At 41.6% G+C, this 14,412-nt stretch carries 20 protein-coding genes; 10 read left to right on the top strand and 10 right to left on the bottom strand.

Annotated features, from left to right (window positions below):
* Positions 1 to 309: 309 nt before the first annotated feature.
* On the bottom strand, positions 310 to 534 hold the full coding sequence (locus tag AB6735_RS06750; protein WP_370995101.1) for a hypothetical protein: 225 nt from the start codon (positions 532 to 534) through the stop codon (positions 310 to 312).
* A 508-nt stretch (positions 535 to 1,042) separates the two neighbouring features.
* Here AB6735_RS06750 and AB6735_RS06755 point away from each other — a divergent pair.
* Positions 1,043 to 1,168, top strand: coding sequence for a hypothetical protein (locus AB6735_RS06755; RefSeq protein WP_370995102.1), 126 nt, complete (start codon positions 1,043 to 1,045; stop codon positions 1,166 to 1,168).
* 173 nt (positions 1,169 to 1,341) lie between these two features.
* Here AB6735_RS06755 and AB6735_RS06760 read toward each other — a convergent pair whose 3' ends face one another.
* On the bottom strand, positions 1,342 to 2,076 hold the full coding sequence (locus AB6735_RS06760; RefSeq protein ID WP_370995103.1) for a DNA-formamidopyrimidine glycosylase family protein: 735 nt from the start codon (positions 2,074 to 2,076) through the stop codon (positions 1,342 to 1,344).
* A gap of 192 nt (positions 2,077 to 2,268) precedes the next feature.
* Positions 2,269 to 3,066 carry an SDR family NAD(P)-dependent oxidoreductase gene (locus tag AB6735_RS06765; RefSeq protein ID WP_370995104.1) on the bottom strand — a complete coding sequence of 266 codons (798 nt, stop codon included), beginning with the start codon at positions 3,064 to 3,066 and terminating at the stop codon, positions 2,269 to 2,271.
* Positions 3,067 to 3,452: 386 nt separating this feature from the next.
* Between AB6735_RS06765 and AB6735_RS06770 the strand changes: the two genes are divergently transcribed.
* The 4 genes from AB6735_RS06770 (at position 3,453) to AB6735_RS06785 (ending at position 5,982) form a co-directional block, all read left to right on the top strand.
* Positions 3,453 to 4,103 carry a response regulator gene (locus AB6735_RS06770; RefSeq protein ID WP_370995105.1) on the top strand — a complete coding sequence of 217 codons (651 nt, stop codon included), beginning with the start codon at positions 3,453 to 3,455 and terminating at the stop codon, positions 4,101 to 4,103.
* A 241-nt stretch (positions 4,104 to 4,344) separates the two neighbouring features.
* On the top strand, positions 4,345 to 4,608 hold the full coding sequence (locus AB6735_RS06775; protein ID WP_370995106.1) for a hypothetical protein: 264 nt from the start codon (positions 4,345 to 4,347) through the stop codon (positions 4,606 to 4,608).
* 261 nt (positions 4,609 to 4,869) lie between these two features.
* Entirely contained in the window at positions 4,870 to 5,388 is a 519-nt protein-coding gene (locus tag AB6735_RS06780; protein WP_370995107.1) for a DUF4142 domain-containing protein, read from the top strand.
* A gap of 342 nt (positions 5,389 to 5,730) precedes the next feature.
* Positions 5,731 to 5,982, top strand: coding sequence for a hypothetical protein (locus tag AB6735_RS06785; protein WP_370995108.1), 252 nt, complete (start codon positions 5,731 to 5,733; stop codon positions 5,980 to 5,982).
* 71 nt (positions 5,983 to 6,053) lie between these two features.
* On the opposite strand, the gene AB6735_RS06790 is transcribed toward AB6735_RS06785, so the two are convergent.
* Together AB6735_RS06790 and AB6735_RS06795 are read right to left on the bottom strand one after the other, a co-directional pair.
* On the bottom strand, positions 6,054 to 7,661 hold the full coding sequence (locus tag AB6735_RS06790; RefSeq protein WP_370995109.1) for an alpha-amylase family glycosyl hydrolase: 1,608 nt from the start codon (positions 7,659 to 7,661) through the stop codon (positions 6,054 to 6,056).
* Positions 7,662 to 7,914: 253 nt separating this feature from the next.
* Complete coding sequence (locus AB6735_RS06795; RefSeq protein ID WP_370995110.1) at positions 7,915 to 8,058, bottom strand: hypothetical protein; 144 nt, start codon at positions 8,056 to 8,058, stop codon at positions 7,915 to 7,917.
* Positions 8,059 to 8,271: 213 nt separating this feature from the next.
* Here AB6735_RS06795 and AB6735_RS06800 point away from each other — a divergent pair, with 213 nt between their 5' ends.
* The 3 genes from AB6735_RS06800 (at position 8,272) to AB6735_RS06810 (ending at position 10,426) form a co-directional block, all read left to right on the top strand.
* Positions 8,272 to 8,685 (top strand): manganese catalase family protein, encoded by a 414-nt coding sequence (locus tag AB6735_RS06800; protein WP_370995111.1) that lies wholly within the window; start codon positions 8,272 to 8,274, stop codon positions 8,683 to 8,685.
* Between the two features lie 122 nt (positions 8,686 to 8,807).
* The gene (locus AB6735_RS06805; RefSeq protein ID WP_370995112.1) at positions 8,808 to 9,947 is read left to right on the top strand and encodes a zinc-dependent alcohol dehydrogenase; all 1,140 of its coding nucleotides are present in this window, start codon (positions 8,808 to 8,810) and stop codon (positions 9,945 to 9,947) included.
* A complete protein-coding gene (locus AB6735_RS06810) occupies positions 9,944 to 10,426 on the top strand; it encodes a hypothetical protein (RefSeq protein WP_370995113.1) in 483 nt (160 codons plus the stop codon). Before AB6735_RS06805 ends, AB6735_RS06810 begins: the two co-directional genes overlap by 4 nt.
* A gap of 275 nt (positions 10,427 to 10,701) precedes the next feature.
* Here AB6735_RS06810 and AB6735_RS06815 read toward each other — a convergent pair whose 3' ends face one another.
* Entirely contained in the window at positions 10,702 to 11,145 is a 444-nt protein-coding gene (locus AB6735_RS06815) for a DUF892 family protein (protein ID WP_370995114.1), read from the bottom strand.
* A gap of 16 nt (positions 11,146 to 11,161) precedes the next feature.
* On the bottom strand, positions 11,162 to 11,638 hold the full coding sequence (locus AB6735_RS06820; RefSeq protein WP_370995115.1) for a CinA family protein: 477 nt from the start codon (positions 11,636 to 11,638) through the stop codon (positions 11,162 to 11,164).
* A 124-nt stretch (positions 11,639 to 11,762) separates the two neighbouring features.
* Between AB6735_RS06820 and AB6735_RS06825 the strand changes: the two genes are divergently transcribed.
* Entirely contained in the window at positions 11,763 to 12,254 is a 492-nt protein-coding gene (locus tag AB6735_RS06825; RefSeq protein WP_370995116.1) for a DUF421 domain-containing protein, read from the top strand.
* Between the two features lie 224 nt (positions 12,255 to 12,478).
* On the top strand, positions 12,479 to 13,027 hold the full coding sequence (locus tag AB6735_RS06830; protein WP_370995117.1) for a hypothetical protein: 549 nt from the start codon (positions 12,479 to 12,481) through the stop codon (positions 13,025 to 13,027).
* Positions 13,028 to 13,181: 154 nt separating this feature from the next.
* Here the strand turns inward: AB6735_RS06830 and AB6735_RS06835 are convergent, their stop codons facing one another.
* The 3 genes from AB6735_RS06835 to AB6735_RS06845 all read right to left on the bottom strand — a co-directional run bounded on the left by AB6735_RS06835 (position 13,182) and on the right by AB6735_RS06845 (position 14,395).
* Entirely contained in the window at positions 13,182 to 13,343 is a 162-nt protein-coding gene (locus AB6735_RS06835) for a hypothetical protein (RefSeq protein ID WP_370995118.1), read from the bottom strand.
* A 222-nt stretch (positions 13,344 to 13,565) separates the two neighbouring features.
* Positions 13,566 to 13,754 carry a hypothetical protein gene (locus AB6735_RS06840; protein WP_370995119.1) on the bottom strand — a complete coding sequence of 63 codons (189 nt, stop codon included), beginning with the start codon at positions 13,752 to 13,754 and terminating at the stop codon, positions 13,566 to 13,568.
* Positions 13,755 to 13,849: 95 nt separating this feature from the next.
* The gene (locus AB6735_RS06845) at positions 13,850 to 14,395 is read right to left on the bottom strand and encodes a ferritin-like domain-containing protein (protein WP_370995120.1); all 546 of its coding nucleotides are present in this window, start codon (positions 14,393 to 14,395) and stop codon (positions 13,850 to 13,852) included.
* Positions 14,396 to 14,412: the final 17 nt, after the last annotated feature.

Below are 14,412 nucleotides of genomic sequence, written 5' to 3' on the forward strand. Positions count from 1 at the left end.
ACCTGATCTTCGTTGCGCAATGTTACGATTATTACCGCCTATGATTAGCCACCAGATTATTCCGGGCGCCGTATAAGGCTATTGGACCTGTGATATAACTATGCAGCAGACGGAAAAGTGTGAGCGATTGTCGCAATTTGTAAAGATTTATATTGAAAGGATAATAATGAAGTAATTGGCATTATTCGGAGAAGCAGTGGCAGAGCAAGGGGAGGACACCTGATGAGTTCCTGCAATATCGGCCTGTGCTCGGAATGAACACAGGCCAATTATTATTACTGTAACATTGAAGTTTTCCGACCGCCTGATCTATGGTACAATTCCTTTATCTTTTTTTGCGCTGTCTTGCCTACCAGTGTCCGTAGACATGTTTGACGACGTGGAATCCGGTACGCCAGAAGCACCACCCCCGTTCTTTGCTCCCATACTCGTAGAAGTACTATCTTTTTCTGTTGATGAATTATGACCTTTACATGCTGCTAACGATAAAGTGAGCAATATAGCCACTGGTAATAAACGAATTGATTTTTTCATGATGTTTTATGTTTGAATTTGTCAGATATTATTTGAATAGAAGTGATTTCTTTAATGGCTTGGGTGGTCGACATTAGCCGTTATTTTACCTAAACCGGACTTTGCTACCGCATGGCTACAAAGTGCAGTCTGTGATACATCCGATTAATCTTGATGATAATTTAATCTCATATTTCAATTATTTGATATTATCAAGACAAATTAAAAGGATAGTTGTTTAATTTATAATTAATAAATTAAATTTAATGTTATTTAAGAAAATATGATTCTGGAGATTTTTACGGAGAACCGAGTCCAACAGAAGTCGAGATAAAATTTCAATTTTTCAAAAACCAACGCCAATACGAAGCTGTTAATCCCCATATAAGTTCCGTTACTCCTTTATTCTTTCTGATAGCTACAGTAGCCGACAGTTGTTAACTAATAACCACAAAACACCCATAAATCTGGCTTAGATGATCTCAGTTGGTCCTAATAAAATAAATGTTTACCCGTAATTGCAAATGAAATGAATAATGAGAAAAGAAAAAGAGACTGGACAAGCTATGATATTGAACGTCCTGAAAAAACGTTAGCGATAGTTTGGGCAATGATTATTATACTGCTGCTGGTTTATGCATTTGTTTTAAAATAACAAAATAAACATAAATCAATTGCTGATTCCTCTGCTTTTAAGGAGATTATTGCTGATAAACTCCAAAGATAATACAAAAATGTTTGCCCCGAAACTTGATTGTTTAAAGCTGCTGGGCTATAGAAAGATCACTTCAATGTCAAAGTTCCTTAGTCTAATGAGAGTACAGTTAATTATCCATATTTTTTTTGACAAAGAGTGCAGTAGTAGCAATGGCGGTTTGTTTTCCCCAGATCAGCTTTAATTAATGGTACGTTATTACGAGGACACATTTGTTTTTCATGAGCCTGCAGGTGTTTTCGCAGCGTTCCTGCCTTACGCCATTCATAAAAGTCATTACAAAAATTAATAACTTCGTTAATTAGCTCACGCTGCTTTCGTGCTGGTATAAGACCAATTTTGCTTTCCGGATGTACCCTTGTTCTGAACAAAACTTCGTTCTTTACAATATTACCCGATCCGGCAAATATATGCTGATCCAGCAAGACATCACAGATCATTTTTTCTGGTTTCAGCAACAGTTTTTTGCGTGCATCCCTTACGTTGAAATCAGGGCTCATAACATCGGCCGTCCAATCGAATAACTGTTCGGGAGACTGCTCGATTAATTTTACGTTACTGATATAAAAATTTACCTCATCCTGTTCACCGCGAATGTGTAATGATGCCTCTTTTTTGCCCCGTTCGTTTATCTTATAACTGCCAAACAGGCCCAGATGTATCTTGATAGAAAAATCCTGGAAGCTAATAATCAAGTATTTGCCCCATGATCTGATGTCTGTTATTACCCGGTTTATCAAAATCTCCGGATTAAAGCCCTTTGCGTATCCATTGGCCATTATTATTCTCTGACCAATAAATAGCTGCAACTTTTCTTTTAATATCACTAAGCTTGGGCCTTCGGGCATAGTTGTGTTTTATTAATAAGCATTTGATCGAATAAAGGTTTTAATTGATTTAATTCATGAGTGACAAAACGTAGCTTTTGAAGGCCTGTCTTTTTTTGATCGATACTAAAAATTGACACTAAATAGCGGTTGTTGACATAAAAAAGTGGCGACGGATTCTCGCCGCCGCCATATAAGCTATCAGAGATAATTTTACCTCTTTTCAGCCGGCTCCTGCATTCCGGCCATCATTCCTGCAATGGTACTTTCTGGGGTAATGCTTGTCATTAGCATCATCATTTTATTTTTAAAACCGGATACCACGTGATCGTCGCCTGTCATTAACGCCTCATAACTATCTTTGGCAACCCTGGCAGGATCAGAAAGTGAAGATTTGTCCTGAACGATCTTGCTATCCTGCATTTCTGCTTTATTGAAGAAATCGGTATCGGTTGGGCCCGGCAACAGGGCAGTCACTGTGATATTATAGTCCTTCAGTTCTTCACGAATAGCCTCACTGAACGATAGCACAAAGGCCTTAGTGCCATGATAAACCGACTGCCATGGCCCCGGCGTGCGGCTGGCGATAGAAGCAAGGTTCAGAATTCGGCCTTCGTTTCTTTCTACCATCTTTTTTACGAAATGCTTGGTAAGGATGATTGTTGCGCAGATATTAAGGTGAACAATATCCAGCTCCCGGGCCAGTTCAGTATCCTTAAACAGGCCATACAACCCTTGCCCCGCATCATTAACAAGCACATGAACTGGTAAGCCTCGTTGTTCAATGTCAGTGCAGAGGCTTTCAACTTCATCCATTTTGGAAAGGTCGCAGGCAATGGGAATCACATCGACGCCCGTTTCACTTAGTTCCTGTGCAGTTTGATCAAGTCCCTGCTGGTTGCGGGCAACAATAATAAGGTTGAACTGATCTTTAGCAAAAAGCCTGGCCAGTTCAAGACCGATACCGCTGGTTGCGCCCGTTATCAGGGCGTATTTCTGATTGTTTTCCATAACTGTTGTTTTTATAGGTTACTAATAAGATCAACACAGCAACGTGGCGCCTGTTTTATGGGAAATTACCTGATAAATCGTGATTTTTACGTGCCGCGGTATTAAGCATTTCAATCATTGAGTGATAGTTGTTTATACGAGGGGGACAACATTGTTGTCAACCTTGACAAAGGTTTAACCAAAACGTTTACTTCCGGAGAACTGGAAGGTGATAGCGATGCGACTGTTATTAAAAAGTACCTAATATGTTGGCATGAATTGTCACGGATATAGGTCCACTGGTAAGAAATGTTAAAATTGGTGATTAAAAATTTAAATTGATATATAATTAATTATTAATTAAAACTATTTAATATGAATCTCAGTTTAATTAAATAAAAATCAAAATGATAAGGGTTCTAATTGTTGATGACCACGATGTTGTTCGGCAAGGGATTAAGCAATTGCTGCTGCATGAATCGGGCTTTGACGTCAGTGGTGAGGCAGCCAACGGAAAGCAGGCACTTGAACTATTAACAAGCGGCGTGAAAACTGATGTTTTACTGGCTGATGTAAATATGCCAGGAATGGATGGCTTGGAACTGGCCAAAGCAGCTCGCGAAAATTTCGATGGATTGGCGATTGTGCTGCTTTCTATGCATGAAGATGAAAATATTATTCAGCAAGCTTTTAAAAATGGCGTTACCAATTACGTAAGTAAAACGGCAGATACCGAAGAATTGGTTTTTGCCTTAAAACAAGCATCAGCGGGTAAACCGTTTGTATCATCGTCATTAACACACCGGTTAATTAAGCGCTCTGTGATTAAGCCTTATGCCTTTGCAGAAGATGATAACGTGAAAGTCGAATTTTCAGATCGTGAAATGGATGTGCTGAAGCTCATTGCTGACGGTTTTACGAATGTTGAAGCGGCTAATAAACTGTTTACCAGCCGAAGAACTGTAGAAGGCCACCGGCAATCAATGATGGATAAAACCCAAAGCCGTAATTCTTTAGCCTTGGTCCGATTTGCGATGCGACACGGTTTACTTGACTGATAGAAACGCTCTATATCATATCAAAGGTGATTGTTATCGGCGCTGGTTATATTGGTTTAGTCAATTACAATAATCCAGGTACGCGGGGCAGATGGCAAGATAAAGTTAAGGCTTTTACAAGCACGTGCGGCGCGGATACTGTCTTTAAATGCGCAGGTAGTGCAAGTTACTCTTAGTGGAATCCAGAACGCAATGAGCTATATAACTTAATTAAGAAGTTAACCCCATAAATTGAATCTATATGATGAAGTTGGGAAAAGAGATATTTAAAGTACTGGAAAAAGCATACGAGCCGGATACTATTATTGAGCGCAAAATGGGCCGTTATAATCTGGCCTTTAAAACGAATGATTTTGGCCGGCCGGTATTATTATTTGTTGGCAAAGCAGATGAAAGCGGTAAGATCAAAGGCGAACGTTTTGTGCGCAGGTTTGTAGTAGATACATCCGGTAAGATAATTAAAGATCATTGGGACAATAAGGGGAAAACCAATAATAACCGTTAGTTACATCATGGCTTACCGCCAGCCTACTTGTGTCTGGTAACCCTCTTCCAGATCAACGCATTGACATCGAGTGTTTCAGTATTTATACGTTGACCTATTGTCATTAATCACTTGGATGGAGATAAAATACTTGATTTTGTACTTTTCGAAACCTCTCATATTAACCGGCGTTACTAATAAGCAGGCACATGGTATGATCTGCATTTAAGACGCCGTTACATGGTATCGGTAGTACTGGTTTAAAAAGATATTAAATACATTATGAAGGGATTGTCTTTGATTATAGCAATAATTATATATAGCCATTTTTCAGATGCACAGGCACTCAACGCAAAGCAGGATGTTGATGATAAGACATTTATTTCTCAGGCAATAGTTGGTGGATTTAAAGAAATCAATGCCAGTGAAATGGCTATGCATGTAGCTATTACCCCTGATGTCAAAGATTTTGCAAAAAAAATGATTGCTGATCATGGCAAGGCGAATAGAGAGCTGAAATCGATAATTAAGTCAAAAGGCTACCATATTAAAGTGCCATCTGTTGATGATGTTACGCGTGATCCATTGCTTGGCGGCACTACGGGTACAGCTTTTGAAAATAATTATATTTTACTAATGATAAAGGATCATAAAAAAATGTTAACGCTTTTTAAAAACGCCGCGGGTCAAATTCAAGATCCGGAGATACGCGCGTTTGCCAAGCGTACATTACCAATTTTACAGCAGCATTGTGCTTCAATTAAAGCGCTTGCAGAAAAAATAAGGCTAAATATTCGCTAATTGGATCCATACAGACTTGAGAATAGGATAATGATGCAAGTATGGTTTAGGGCCATTTACTTTCATCTTCATACACACATTATTATTTGCAGCTATTGTTGATTATCCGCAGAACTAAACGAAAAATTAATAAAAAACAATACCTGGCGTCGACTGTGAATATTGATTTGCTTGCAAAAAGTAACTATAGGTAGTAAAGGAAATTGTGGGTGATATTGCATGTCTCTTCATCCTTCTATATCTGTAAATGATGCCAGGCAGATGATAAAATAGGTTTTATTATTAAAAGAATAAAACCTATTTTAAAGTATTTGTGTTTACAAATCAGATAAACAATATATAATGGAAACTGGTAAAGATGTAAGCAGTCATTTATTTACGCTTAACTATGCAGAGCGGGAATTGTCATGTTTGGTAGAGCGCAGCGGCGATCGACTGGATGTTTTAATCGATAACAATATAGCAGCGGTACTTCAAATAACAGACCAAGGTTCAGTTGAGCAAGTATCAGGAGATGAGCTTAGTGAATCTGTTATAAATTTTATAAAGAAGGAAGTTATCGAGAAAGTAAATGGTACAGAAAATTCCTGGTAAGCCAATGGTTGATATGTGATAAAGACAGGCGGGGCCTAATGAAAACTAAACCAATAGATAACTTAAAGGATTTACTGATCCAGCCGCATAACAACTCCTTGATCGCCATCCAGCTCTATAGTGCCTTGGGTGATCATTCCCTCCATTTCAGGCAAAGTTGAAATCTCAATTCGCCCACTAAGCGTTTTTTGTGTGGTCTTGAAGTAATAAGGCCGGTGAGATAAATTAAGAACGACTAAAAAACGCGACGAGCCTTCGATTTCGCGAATGTAGGAGATGGCCTGGTCATCGGCACACACCTGAATATAACGACCTATGTTTAATGCCGGCTCCTCTGTTCGTAATCTGATAAGCTTGCGATAAAGGTTTAATAGGGAATAATGATCTGCTTTTTGGCGGTCAACGTTATTTAACGTATAATTCTTATCTATACGAAGCCAAGGTTTGCTTTCACTAAAGCCTGCGTTCATTTCGGCGTTCCATTGCATAGGCGTACGGCATGGATCCCTGCTAAGGTTCTTATCCGGCATATTTAACCCCTGCGGATCCTGCACTTCGTCAAACGGGATCGGTACGTCTCGCATGCCGATTTCGTCACCGTAATATAACGTCGGGATACCTCTAAGCGTTAAAAGCAGCATTGCGGCAACTTTAGTCTGGCCGCTGCCAATTCGGCTGCTTATACGCGGGCGATCATGATTACCCATCACCCAGTTAGGCGAGCCTCCGGGTGGCAAAGCTCCTTCATATTCTGCTATAGCCGCTGCGATCTTTATGGGTTCCCAGGGCACAGAGAGCAGCAGGAAATTGAATGGAAGATGGGCTCCGTTGTTTTTATCGCCATAGTAAATCATGAGCCGTTGTATAGGAAGATAGATCTCACCTATCATGACGCGTTCGGGATACTCATCCAGCACACGGCGCATTTTAAAAACAATATCCAATACTTCGGGCTGGTCGGTAGAGTAAACGGGGAGCAGCCGATCATAGGTTGGCATTTCAGCCCGGTATCCGGGATTTATCGGGTTATCGCGGAACTGCGCGTCTTTGATCATGTGCCACATCACATCAACCCTGAATCCGTCAACACCTTTATCAAGCCAGAAACGCAGGATATTGAACATATTTTCCTGCACTTCCGGGTTGCGCCAGTTGAGGTCGGGCTGTTCCTTTAAAAAGCCATGATAATAGTATTGGCCGGTATGTTCATCCCATTCCCAGCCGCTGCCACCGAATACGCTTAGCCAGTTGTTTGGCGGCCCACCTTCAGGCGCTGGGTCGTGCCAGATATACCATTCGCGTTTAGGGCTTTCTTTTGATGACTTTGACGCTAAAAACCAGGGGTGTTGATCCGAAGTATGATTGGGCACAAAGTCGAGGATTAATTTCATGCCCATCCGGTGCACCGCGGAAAGCAGCAGATCAAAGTCGGCCATGGTGCCAAATACAGGATCAATATCCGTATAGTTGGAAATATCATAGCCGAAATCTTTCATTGGTGAAGGATATATTGGCGACAGCCATATGGCATTAATACCCAACCAGTGGAGGTATTCGAGCCGGCTTATAATGCCCTGCAGATCGCCCAGGCCATCGTTGTTACTATCCTGATAAGATCTTGGATATATCTGATAGATTATACCGTTTTGCCACCAAAGGGGATTGATGTTTTTCGACATGCCTTTAATATTAGGTTAGTTTTTCATGTTATATTGAAGATGTTCCATCGGAAGTTGAATAATTGAGCTATCCTTCTACACCTTTCAATTCTTGTTAACTTTCATCCTCATTTTTTAAAGAACAAAACGTGCGTGTTCAGGTTTGCTTGTTGGATCATTGTTAGTTGTTGTCATAAACAGCTCTATTTATAATTTACTTGTTTCTGCTTGAGTAGTTGTACATGCTCAATTGGCGCATTATATCCACTTTATTTCAAAAGCTTGGTGTGGGCGAACAACCGCCAAAGTAGAGTAACAGCATCACCCATAGTATAGTGATCGCTGTGATCTTTTTACACGACGGCATAACCAACGTAGTTCCCAGAATTATCACTAACAGCAAGTTTAATTTTTTCATAGGTGTTGTTTTCATTGGAATATCTCTTTATTACTAAGAATAACAGCGCTTATTGTACTGCAGTTTCCCGGTTTTGCAGATCGGGTAATTTTCACCTAACAGGTATTTTTTTACGGTTGGTAACAGGTAATATGGCCACGCTTTCACGTAGTTATCCACCAAACCGGCATCGGTCCCGGCTGTTATTTAAGAACATCTTTAAAAAGCTACATTATGTTTCACCATGTAAAAGACCTACAATTCAACGCCAGGGTTTCGCGCCCTGATCCGCGTTTTGCCAACCTGCTGCTCGAACAGTTCGGCGGCGAGAATGGGAAGTTGGCTGCTGTCATGCAATATTTCACTCAGGCTTTCGGCGCCAAAATGCCGTACCCGGACAAGTATGATATGCTGAAAGAAACACTGGGAGTGACCCAAACCGACCAGGCTTTGGAGCAGGAGTTGGAAACGACCCAAAAGCTGGATAAGCAAATGAGCATAGAGCGAAGTACGGAAGTAAAAACAGTGAACCGGCAGGTGTTGCCCACTGGAGCACCTATGCCTCCGAAAAGCAATAATAGTTTACTGGTCATGGATGAATATATCTTACTAAGGCCAGCGTGTGATCTCCCGGGAGGGCGAGGGTGAAGTGCTCAATGCCTCCGGCGATCAGATCAAATTGAAACTGGACAGCGGTGAAGCTAAACCGTTTCCATATGACCAATTGACTGATAACAATAATACAGGTTGATTAAATAAAAGAAAAAAATATGTTAGCAATGAATTACCGCGGGCCTTACCGGGTCCGTCTGGTTGAAAAACCGATGCCGAAGATCCTGCATCCCGAGGATGCAATTGTACGCGTGACCCGCAGTTGTATCTGTGGTTCAGATCTGCATCTATATCATGGGATGGTACCGGATACCCGAGTTGGCTCGACCTTTGGCCATGAATTTACCGGGATTGTCGAAGCGGTTGGCCCATTGGTGCAAAAACTGAAGGTGGGCGACCAGGTACTGGTACCTTTTAATGTGGCCTGCGGCAAATGTAGCTTCTGCAAGCAGGGTCTTTATGGCAATTGTCATGAATCCAACTCCATGGCTACGGCCGTCGGCGGCATATTTGGATATTCTCACACGGCTGGGGGCTATGATGGTGGCCAGGCGGAATATGTACGGGTACCCTATGCTGACGTTGGCCCGACACTCATTCCTCCGGAAATGGACCCAGATGATGCGGTTTTGTTAACGGATGTAGTTCCGACAGGCTATCAAGCCGCGGAGATGGGCGGCATTAAAGAAGGCGACACGGTGGTGGTATTTGGCGCGGGGCCTATCGGCATTATGGCCGCACGCTGTGCCTGGTTCTTCGGGGCGGCAAGGGTGATTATTATTGATCATATTGATTACCGGTTGGAGTTTGCCAAAAACTATGCGAAGTGCGAAGCCTATAATTTTAAGGAGATGGCTGACCCGGTTATTTTCCTGAAAAAAGCTACCGATTGGTATGGCGCGGATGTTTGTATCGATTGTGTGGGCTGCGAAGCCGAAGGCAATACCCTGCAAACCTTCAGCGGCCGGATAGCTTTAATGCAGGCCGGCGCAGCCACAGCACTGCAGTGGGCCATTAATTCAGTGAAGAAAGGAGGCATTGTTTCCATTGTGGGTGTTTATGGACCGCCGTTCAATCTGCTGGCCATTGGAAATGTGGTCAATAAGGGTATTACCATCAGGGCCAATCAATCGGCCCCAAAACGATTAATGCCAAAACTGTTCGATCACGTACTGTCCGGCAGACTGGATCCCAAAGGGCTGATCACACACCGGGTGCCATTAAAAGACGTTTCTGACGCCTACCGGTTGTTCTCCTCCAAATTAGATAACTGCATCAAAACCGTTCTGATCCCATGAAATCAATCAACAAAAACTATAAAAATATTCCCGGCTGGGGTTTGGATATCGACCCGGAGAACGAGCCGACATATCCCATTAAAAACTACACAGGCGATGATCATAACCGGATCAATTATGAGCGCTCACCGCAGCAACCGCTGACAGTCGAGATCTTATTGTCTACCGAACGGCCCGGGCCGACCGCCGTTTTTGGCACCTCAGTGCCGCCCTCTGGTCTGAGCGGCGCTATCCGGCGCTATGCCTTTAAACACAGCGAAGACCGTTATCGGCATTGGATACCACTCATTCTGGCGGACCGCATCAATGTATTTGAAGGTTTGATCGATGATATCAAAAACGGTCATTTACCAAATCTGATCAAAGAACGCGGGCTTGCTGTTGAATGGAAGCATAACCGCGCCGCAGTTTTAAAGAAAGCGGTGTTCGCAGCGCTTGTAGGCGCTGCACTATGGGCCTCATGTAAAAAAAGAAAATAATTTAATGTTATGGAACAGGTACTTCAGCATTGATAAAAGATTACTCAATGCTGAAGTAGAAGCGTTTATCTTTTGGGTTTACTGATGGAAATAATCAATATAACAACAACTTATGACCGTTTAGTTAGTATCTGATAGCCAATGCCGATAAAATATGGCGAATACAAAGGTGGTCCGCACCAGAGATAAAAACGTTTTTAGTTTTCAGCACTATAGTTTTAGCGCGGTTTTAAATAATGGTGCTTTTTTACGGGAGATCATTACTTGTTTTGATTTCACCGGGTTAATAAATAGGTTTCTGTAATCTGGCGAAATAGTAAATTGTCTTCCTGCGCTTCATTATAACATTCCTGAAGTAACTGTACAATTGTGGGCTGTTCCAGTCGGTTTGCTACAAGCAACATTGTTTTAAAGGAAGCGGCCTCAATACTTTCGATATTTTGCATATAAAACAACACCGACAGATCGCGCAAAGCGGCGTTTTCATCAGGCAGGCCTACAGATTGAAAGGCTTCGTCCAGAATACCAGTCAAACCAACGCAGCTTTCCAGCTGGTAAAAACTATCCAGCAGAACGTACATTTGCTTTATGCGTTCAATTTGAAGACGTATCATGCTAACAGTTTCATCGATAGCCCGTTGCAGATACAAAAATTCCGACCGCTGCGTTAACAGCGGGAGCTTATTAGCAAGTTGGGCTTTAGCACAGCAAATATACATTGATTAACAATCGGGTTCAGGATAATTCATCGATCAATAATTTCGCCAAACGATCAACTGTCTGTAATACAATTTCTTCCGGGGTTCCTTTATGAACTTCACTGGAAGCCAGGTGATTGCCGTTGATCAACGCGTGAATAAACATGGTACCGACCGGCTTTTCCGGGGTTTCACTGCCACCAGGCATGGTAAGTCCTGTGATCGCGACCTGTATATCCGCTTTCATGAAATTCCCCAATCGTATGGCAAGCTCTCTGGTTATTTCGGCAGATTCCGGTGTGTATTTTTCTACCAGTTCCTGTGGAACTCCTAAAACCTCCTGCTTGATACAAGCATCATAACAGACAATACCGCCTTTTAATATATCACCACATTCCGGGATCAGAGAAAACTCAGCAGAAACCCGGCCCGCGGTAGCGCTTTCTGCAAAGGCAATGGTAAGATGCTTTTCTTTAAGCAAACGATGACAGGAAATAAGCAGGTTTGATGGCATATGCTAAAGATTATGATCTTATAACAGTTATCTGATACCAAAGTTTGAGGTGTAAACAATAGGATGAAACCGTTAGAAGAAATGGTTGTTAAACTATTATAAATAAAGTATTAACAAAAATTACATGGAATTAATCACCACCATTTTTGGGGAAGGAAAGGACTTGAATACTCTGCAAATGAGTAGCCGCGGCATTGTTGTTTTTTTTATCGCACTGGTACTCATCCGTATTTCAGGACGCAGATCATTTGGCGTAAGGACACCTTTAGATAATATCGTTACGATCTCATTAGGGGCTGTATTAAGCCGCGCCATAGTTGGGGCATCCGCTTTCGTTCCCGTGATTATTACCTGCTTTGTTATTGTATTACTGCATCGTATTTTTGGTTGGCTTATTGTACATCATCGAAAATTTGGACGTTTTATAGAAGGGGATAAGATCCCGCTATTTCAGGAAGGGAAGTTCATGAAAGATAACCTGGATAAAGCATTGGTATGCGAAGAGGATATCATGCAGGGCGTAAGGAAATCCGCGCTTACAGAAGATCTGGGCCAGATAGAAAAAGTTTACATGGAGCGTAATGGCGATATCAGTCCTACTAAGAAGAAAGTGTAAGAAATTTTTCCGCGCCATTATAGTCCCTGGACGTCAAGAAATCGGGCGGGGAGCTGTTCACCCTCGTCATCTTTATTGTCATTCATGTCGCATTAGGGAAATGCAATAACACCAGCCTGGCTGCACTGGTCCGTTAGTAAATCAATTGATCTACAATTAAAAAAAACATAAAACAATTGGCAAAAACTGGTATTGTAATTAGTATATATTAAATATATAAGCTTATGATACATCAAGATAAACGGTTGCCGGATAACGATAAACCCAACGGCAACAAAGCAAACGCTTATCGCGTTGATGAAAATAATTTAACCGAAGATGATTTGCAACGAGGCTTTCTTACATCAAAAGAGGACATGAAAAAACAGGATGCTCCAGGTATGGAAAGCAGAGGCATGGGAGGTCAGAATTTCGGAGAAAATAATGTTACTCCATCTGGTGATGACGAAGCTAATCCTTCTCAAAATGCGGGTTACACGAATGAGTATTTCAGACGGACACAACCTGCAGAAGAACATCCGGAAAATAGTAATTTGACGGATCCTGACCAAGTTGGGCAGCCAAATTATAGCAAGGCGATAAACGCCGCAGAAACGGATCAATCTGATAAGCGACAGGCAAACAATACCGATAAGCAAACCCAATCTCCAAGCCCGCATCCACAACAACCTTATCAGGAAGGCACCGCTGATAACGATGGCAATAACGATAAAAAACAAGAGAATATCCCTGGACCCAATGAAACGCCAGACCAACAAAAGGTGGGCGAATAACTTAGGATTCCATGTAATAGGCAACGAAATTGTCGTCGATATTATACCTATTAATTGAATCGAGCTACGGCTTTATAGCTCTTAAAAAGAAGATCTCCAGACACTTGCTGGCTGGAGATCTACACACAAACGATATAATAAAGAAAAACAGTTTTCAATCTATTTCATCAAACGGTGAGACAGTACCGTTTAGAATTTGAAGCATTACATATTCGGCTTGACTTGCCAGATGATCGAAGTTTTTTACAGTCGCCATATATAAGTCAATTTCATAGGGATCCAGGTAGCCCTTGTCGCCTTTTAAATTTTCAAACATCGATCTGGTGTTTGCTTTCGTCTGCCTCACTTCGTGGACGAGTTGATTGCAGTATTGTAAGTACGTCATAACCATTAAATATATTATAAATAACAGCTATGCTCTTTAAAAAGTTGAGGTAATTAATACGTGTTTTTGCGGGAAAAATACTTGTTTTAGTACTTTTACTATCCGGATCTTCAGATAATAATTAGTTAGAAAAAAATAACAGATTTACATAATTCAGCTATCACTATTTTTCTTTTTTTCATTTGCAAAAAAAGCACGAGCCTGCTTTAAGCCTGTCGCTATCGCTTCACCTTCATTGCCGGTTGTTCGCAACACTTCGTTGGCGATCTCCGTTGCCTTTTCCCTGATTTTCTTCGGTTGGTTCTTATAAGATGGCGGATAATTTCCGTTATACCATGGCATAAGCTAATTCTAAATGTTTTCTAAATAGTCTAATGATTTTGCTATCTGGGTATATATATATCAGCGCCTGTCATTAGACAGGCGCTGGAAACAGATCAGGAGAAAAGTCCTTTGTCTTCTTTAGGCTCGGTGCTCGCCTGGTAGTTGATATTATTTTCAGCAATCTGGGTCAACAGGTTATCTGCTTCCTTTTCTTCCTCCAGGGTTTGGCTCAGCAAATCAGCGGCATCGTTATATCCTAAGGTCTTAGCCAGTGTAACCATGCCACCGTAGGTTGCGATCTCATAATGCTCTGCTTTTTGTCCGGCGAAGATCAAACCCACATCCCGCTGCGCGGTGCCTTCTTCGGTTTCGTCTATGATATCCTCACCTTCGTCAACAATACCGGCCATTGCTGCGCATTTAGTCGTGTCCACATCTTCGCCAATTATACCGAATACTTGTTCTAATCTGGTAACATGATTTTGGGTTTGGGTGAGATGATTGCCAAATGCCTCTTTTAGTTCAGCAGACGTAGCGGCCTCCTGCAATTTCGGCAGGGTTTTAACCAGTTTTTTTTCTGCCCAAAGCAGATCTTCTAATTGATCTGTAAAAAACTCCTTGAGTTTTGAATCGGTAGTCTGTGCGGTTTGTGTTTCCATGATATTTGTTTTTGATT

The organism is Mucilaginibacter sp. RCC_168 (genome assembly GCF_041355315.1).
Classification (GTDB): domain Bacteria; phylum Bacteroidota; class Bacteroidia; order Sphingobacteriales; family Sphingobacteriaceae; genus Mucilaginibacter.

What these genes read in the sequence shown, in the direction of transcription:
- AB6735_RS06825 (WP_370995116.1), top strand. Translation starts at nt 11,763, where the DNA reads ATGGAATTAATCACCACCATTTTTGGGGAAGGAAAGGACTTGAATACT.
- AB6735_RS06815 (WP_370995114.1), bottom strand. Translation starts at nt 11,145, where the DNA reads ATGTATATTTGCTGTGCTAAAGCCCAACTTGCTAATAAGCTCCCGCTG.
- AB6735_RS06760 (WP_370995103.1), bottom strand. Translation starts at nt 2,076, where the DNA reads ATGCCCGAAGGCCCAAGCTTAGTGATATTAAAAGAAAAGTTGCAGCTA.
- AB6735_RS06800 (WP_370995111.1), top strand. Translation starts at nt 8,272, where the DNA reads ATGTTTCACCATGTAAAAGACCTACAATTCAACGCCAGGGTTTCGCGC.
- AB6735_RS06845 (WP_370995120.1), bottom strand. Translation starts at nt 14,395, where the DNA reads ATGGAAACACAAACCGCACAGACTACCGATTCAAAACTCAAGGAGTTT.
- AB6735_RS06835 (WP_370995118.1), bottom strand. Translation starts at nt 13,343, where the DNA reads ATGTTTGAAAATTTAAAAGGCGACAAGGGCTACCTGGATCCCTATGAA.
- AB6735_RS06810 (WP_370995113.1), top strand. Translation starts at nt 9,944, where the DNA reads ATGAAATCAATCAACAAAAACTATAAAAATATTCCCGGCTGGGGTTTG.
- AB6735_RS06795 (WP_370995110.1), bottom strand. Translation starts at nt 8,058, where the DNA reads ATGAAAAAATTAAACTTGCTGTTAGTGATAATTCTGGGAACTACGTTG.
- AB6735_RS06840 (WP_370995119.1), bottom strand. Translation starts at nt 13,754, where the DNA reads ATGCCATGGTATAACGGAAATTATCCGCCATCTTATAAGAACCAACCG.
- AB6735_RS06770 (WP_370995105.1), top strand. Translation starts at nt 3,453, where the DNA reads ATGATAAGGGTTCTAATTGTTGATGACCACGATGTTGTTCGGCAAGGG.
- AB6735_RS06775 (WP_370995106.1), top strand. Translation starts at nt 4,345, where the DNA reads ATGATGAAGTTGGGAAAAGAGATATTTAAAGTACTGGAAAAAGCATAC.
- AB6735_RS06785 (WP_370995108.1), top strand. Translation starts at nt 5,731, where the DNA reads ATGGAAACTGGTAAAGATGTAAGCAGTCATTTATTTACGCTTAACTAT.
- AB6735_RS06755 (WP_370995102.1), top strand. Translation starts at nt 1,043, where the DNA reads ATGAATAATGAGAAAAGAAAAAGAGACTGGACAAGCTATGATATTGAA.
- AB6735_RS06750 (WP_370995101.1), bottom strand. Translation starts at nt 534, where the DNA reads ATGAAAAAATCAATTCGTTTATTACCAGTGGCTATATTGCTCACTTTA.
- AB6735_RS06805 (WP_370995112.1), top strand. Translation starts at nt 8,808, where the DNA reads ATGTTAGCAATGAATTACCGCGGGCCTTACCGGGTCCGTCTGGTTGAA.
- AB6735_RS06790 (WP_370995109.1), bottom strand. Translation starts at nt 7,661, where the DNA reads ATGTCGAAAAACATCAATCCCCTTTGGTGGCAAAACGGTATAATCTAT.
- AB6735_RS06820 (WP_370995115.1), bottom strand. Translation starts at nt 11,638, where the DNA reads ATGCCATCAAACCTGCTTATTTCCTGTCATCGTTTGCTTAAAGAAAAG.
- AB6735_RS06765 (WP_370995104.1), bottom strand. Translation starts at nt 3,066, where the DNA reads ATGGAAAACAATCAGAAATACGCCCTGATAACGGGCGCAACCAGCGGT.
- AB6735_RS06780 (WP_370995107.1), top strand. Translation starts at nt 4,870, where the DNA reads ATGAAGGGATTGTCTTTGATTATAGCAATAATTATATATAGCCATTTT.
- AB6735_RS06830 (WP_370995117.1), top strand. Translation starts at nt 12,479, where the DNA reads ATGATACATCAAGATAAACGGTTGCCGGATAACGATAAACCCAACGGC.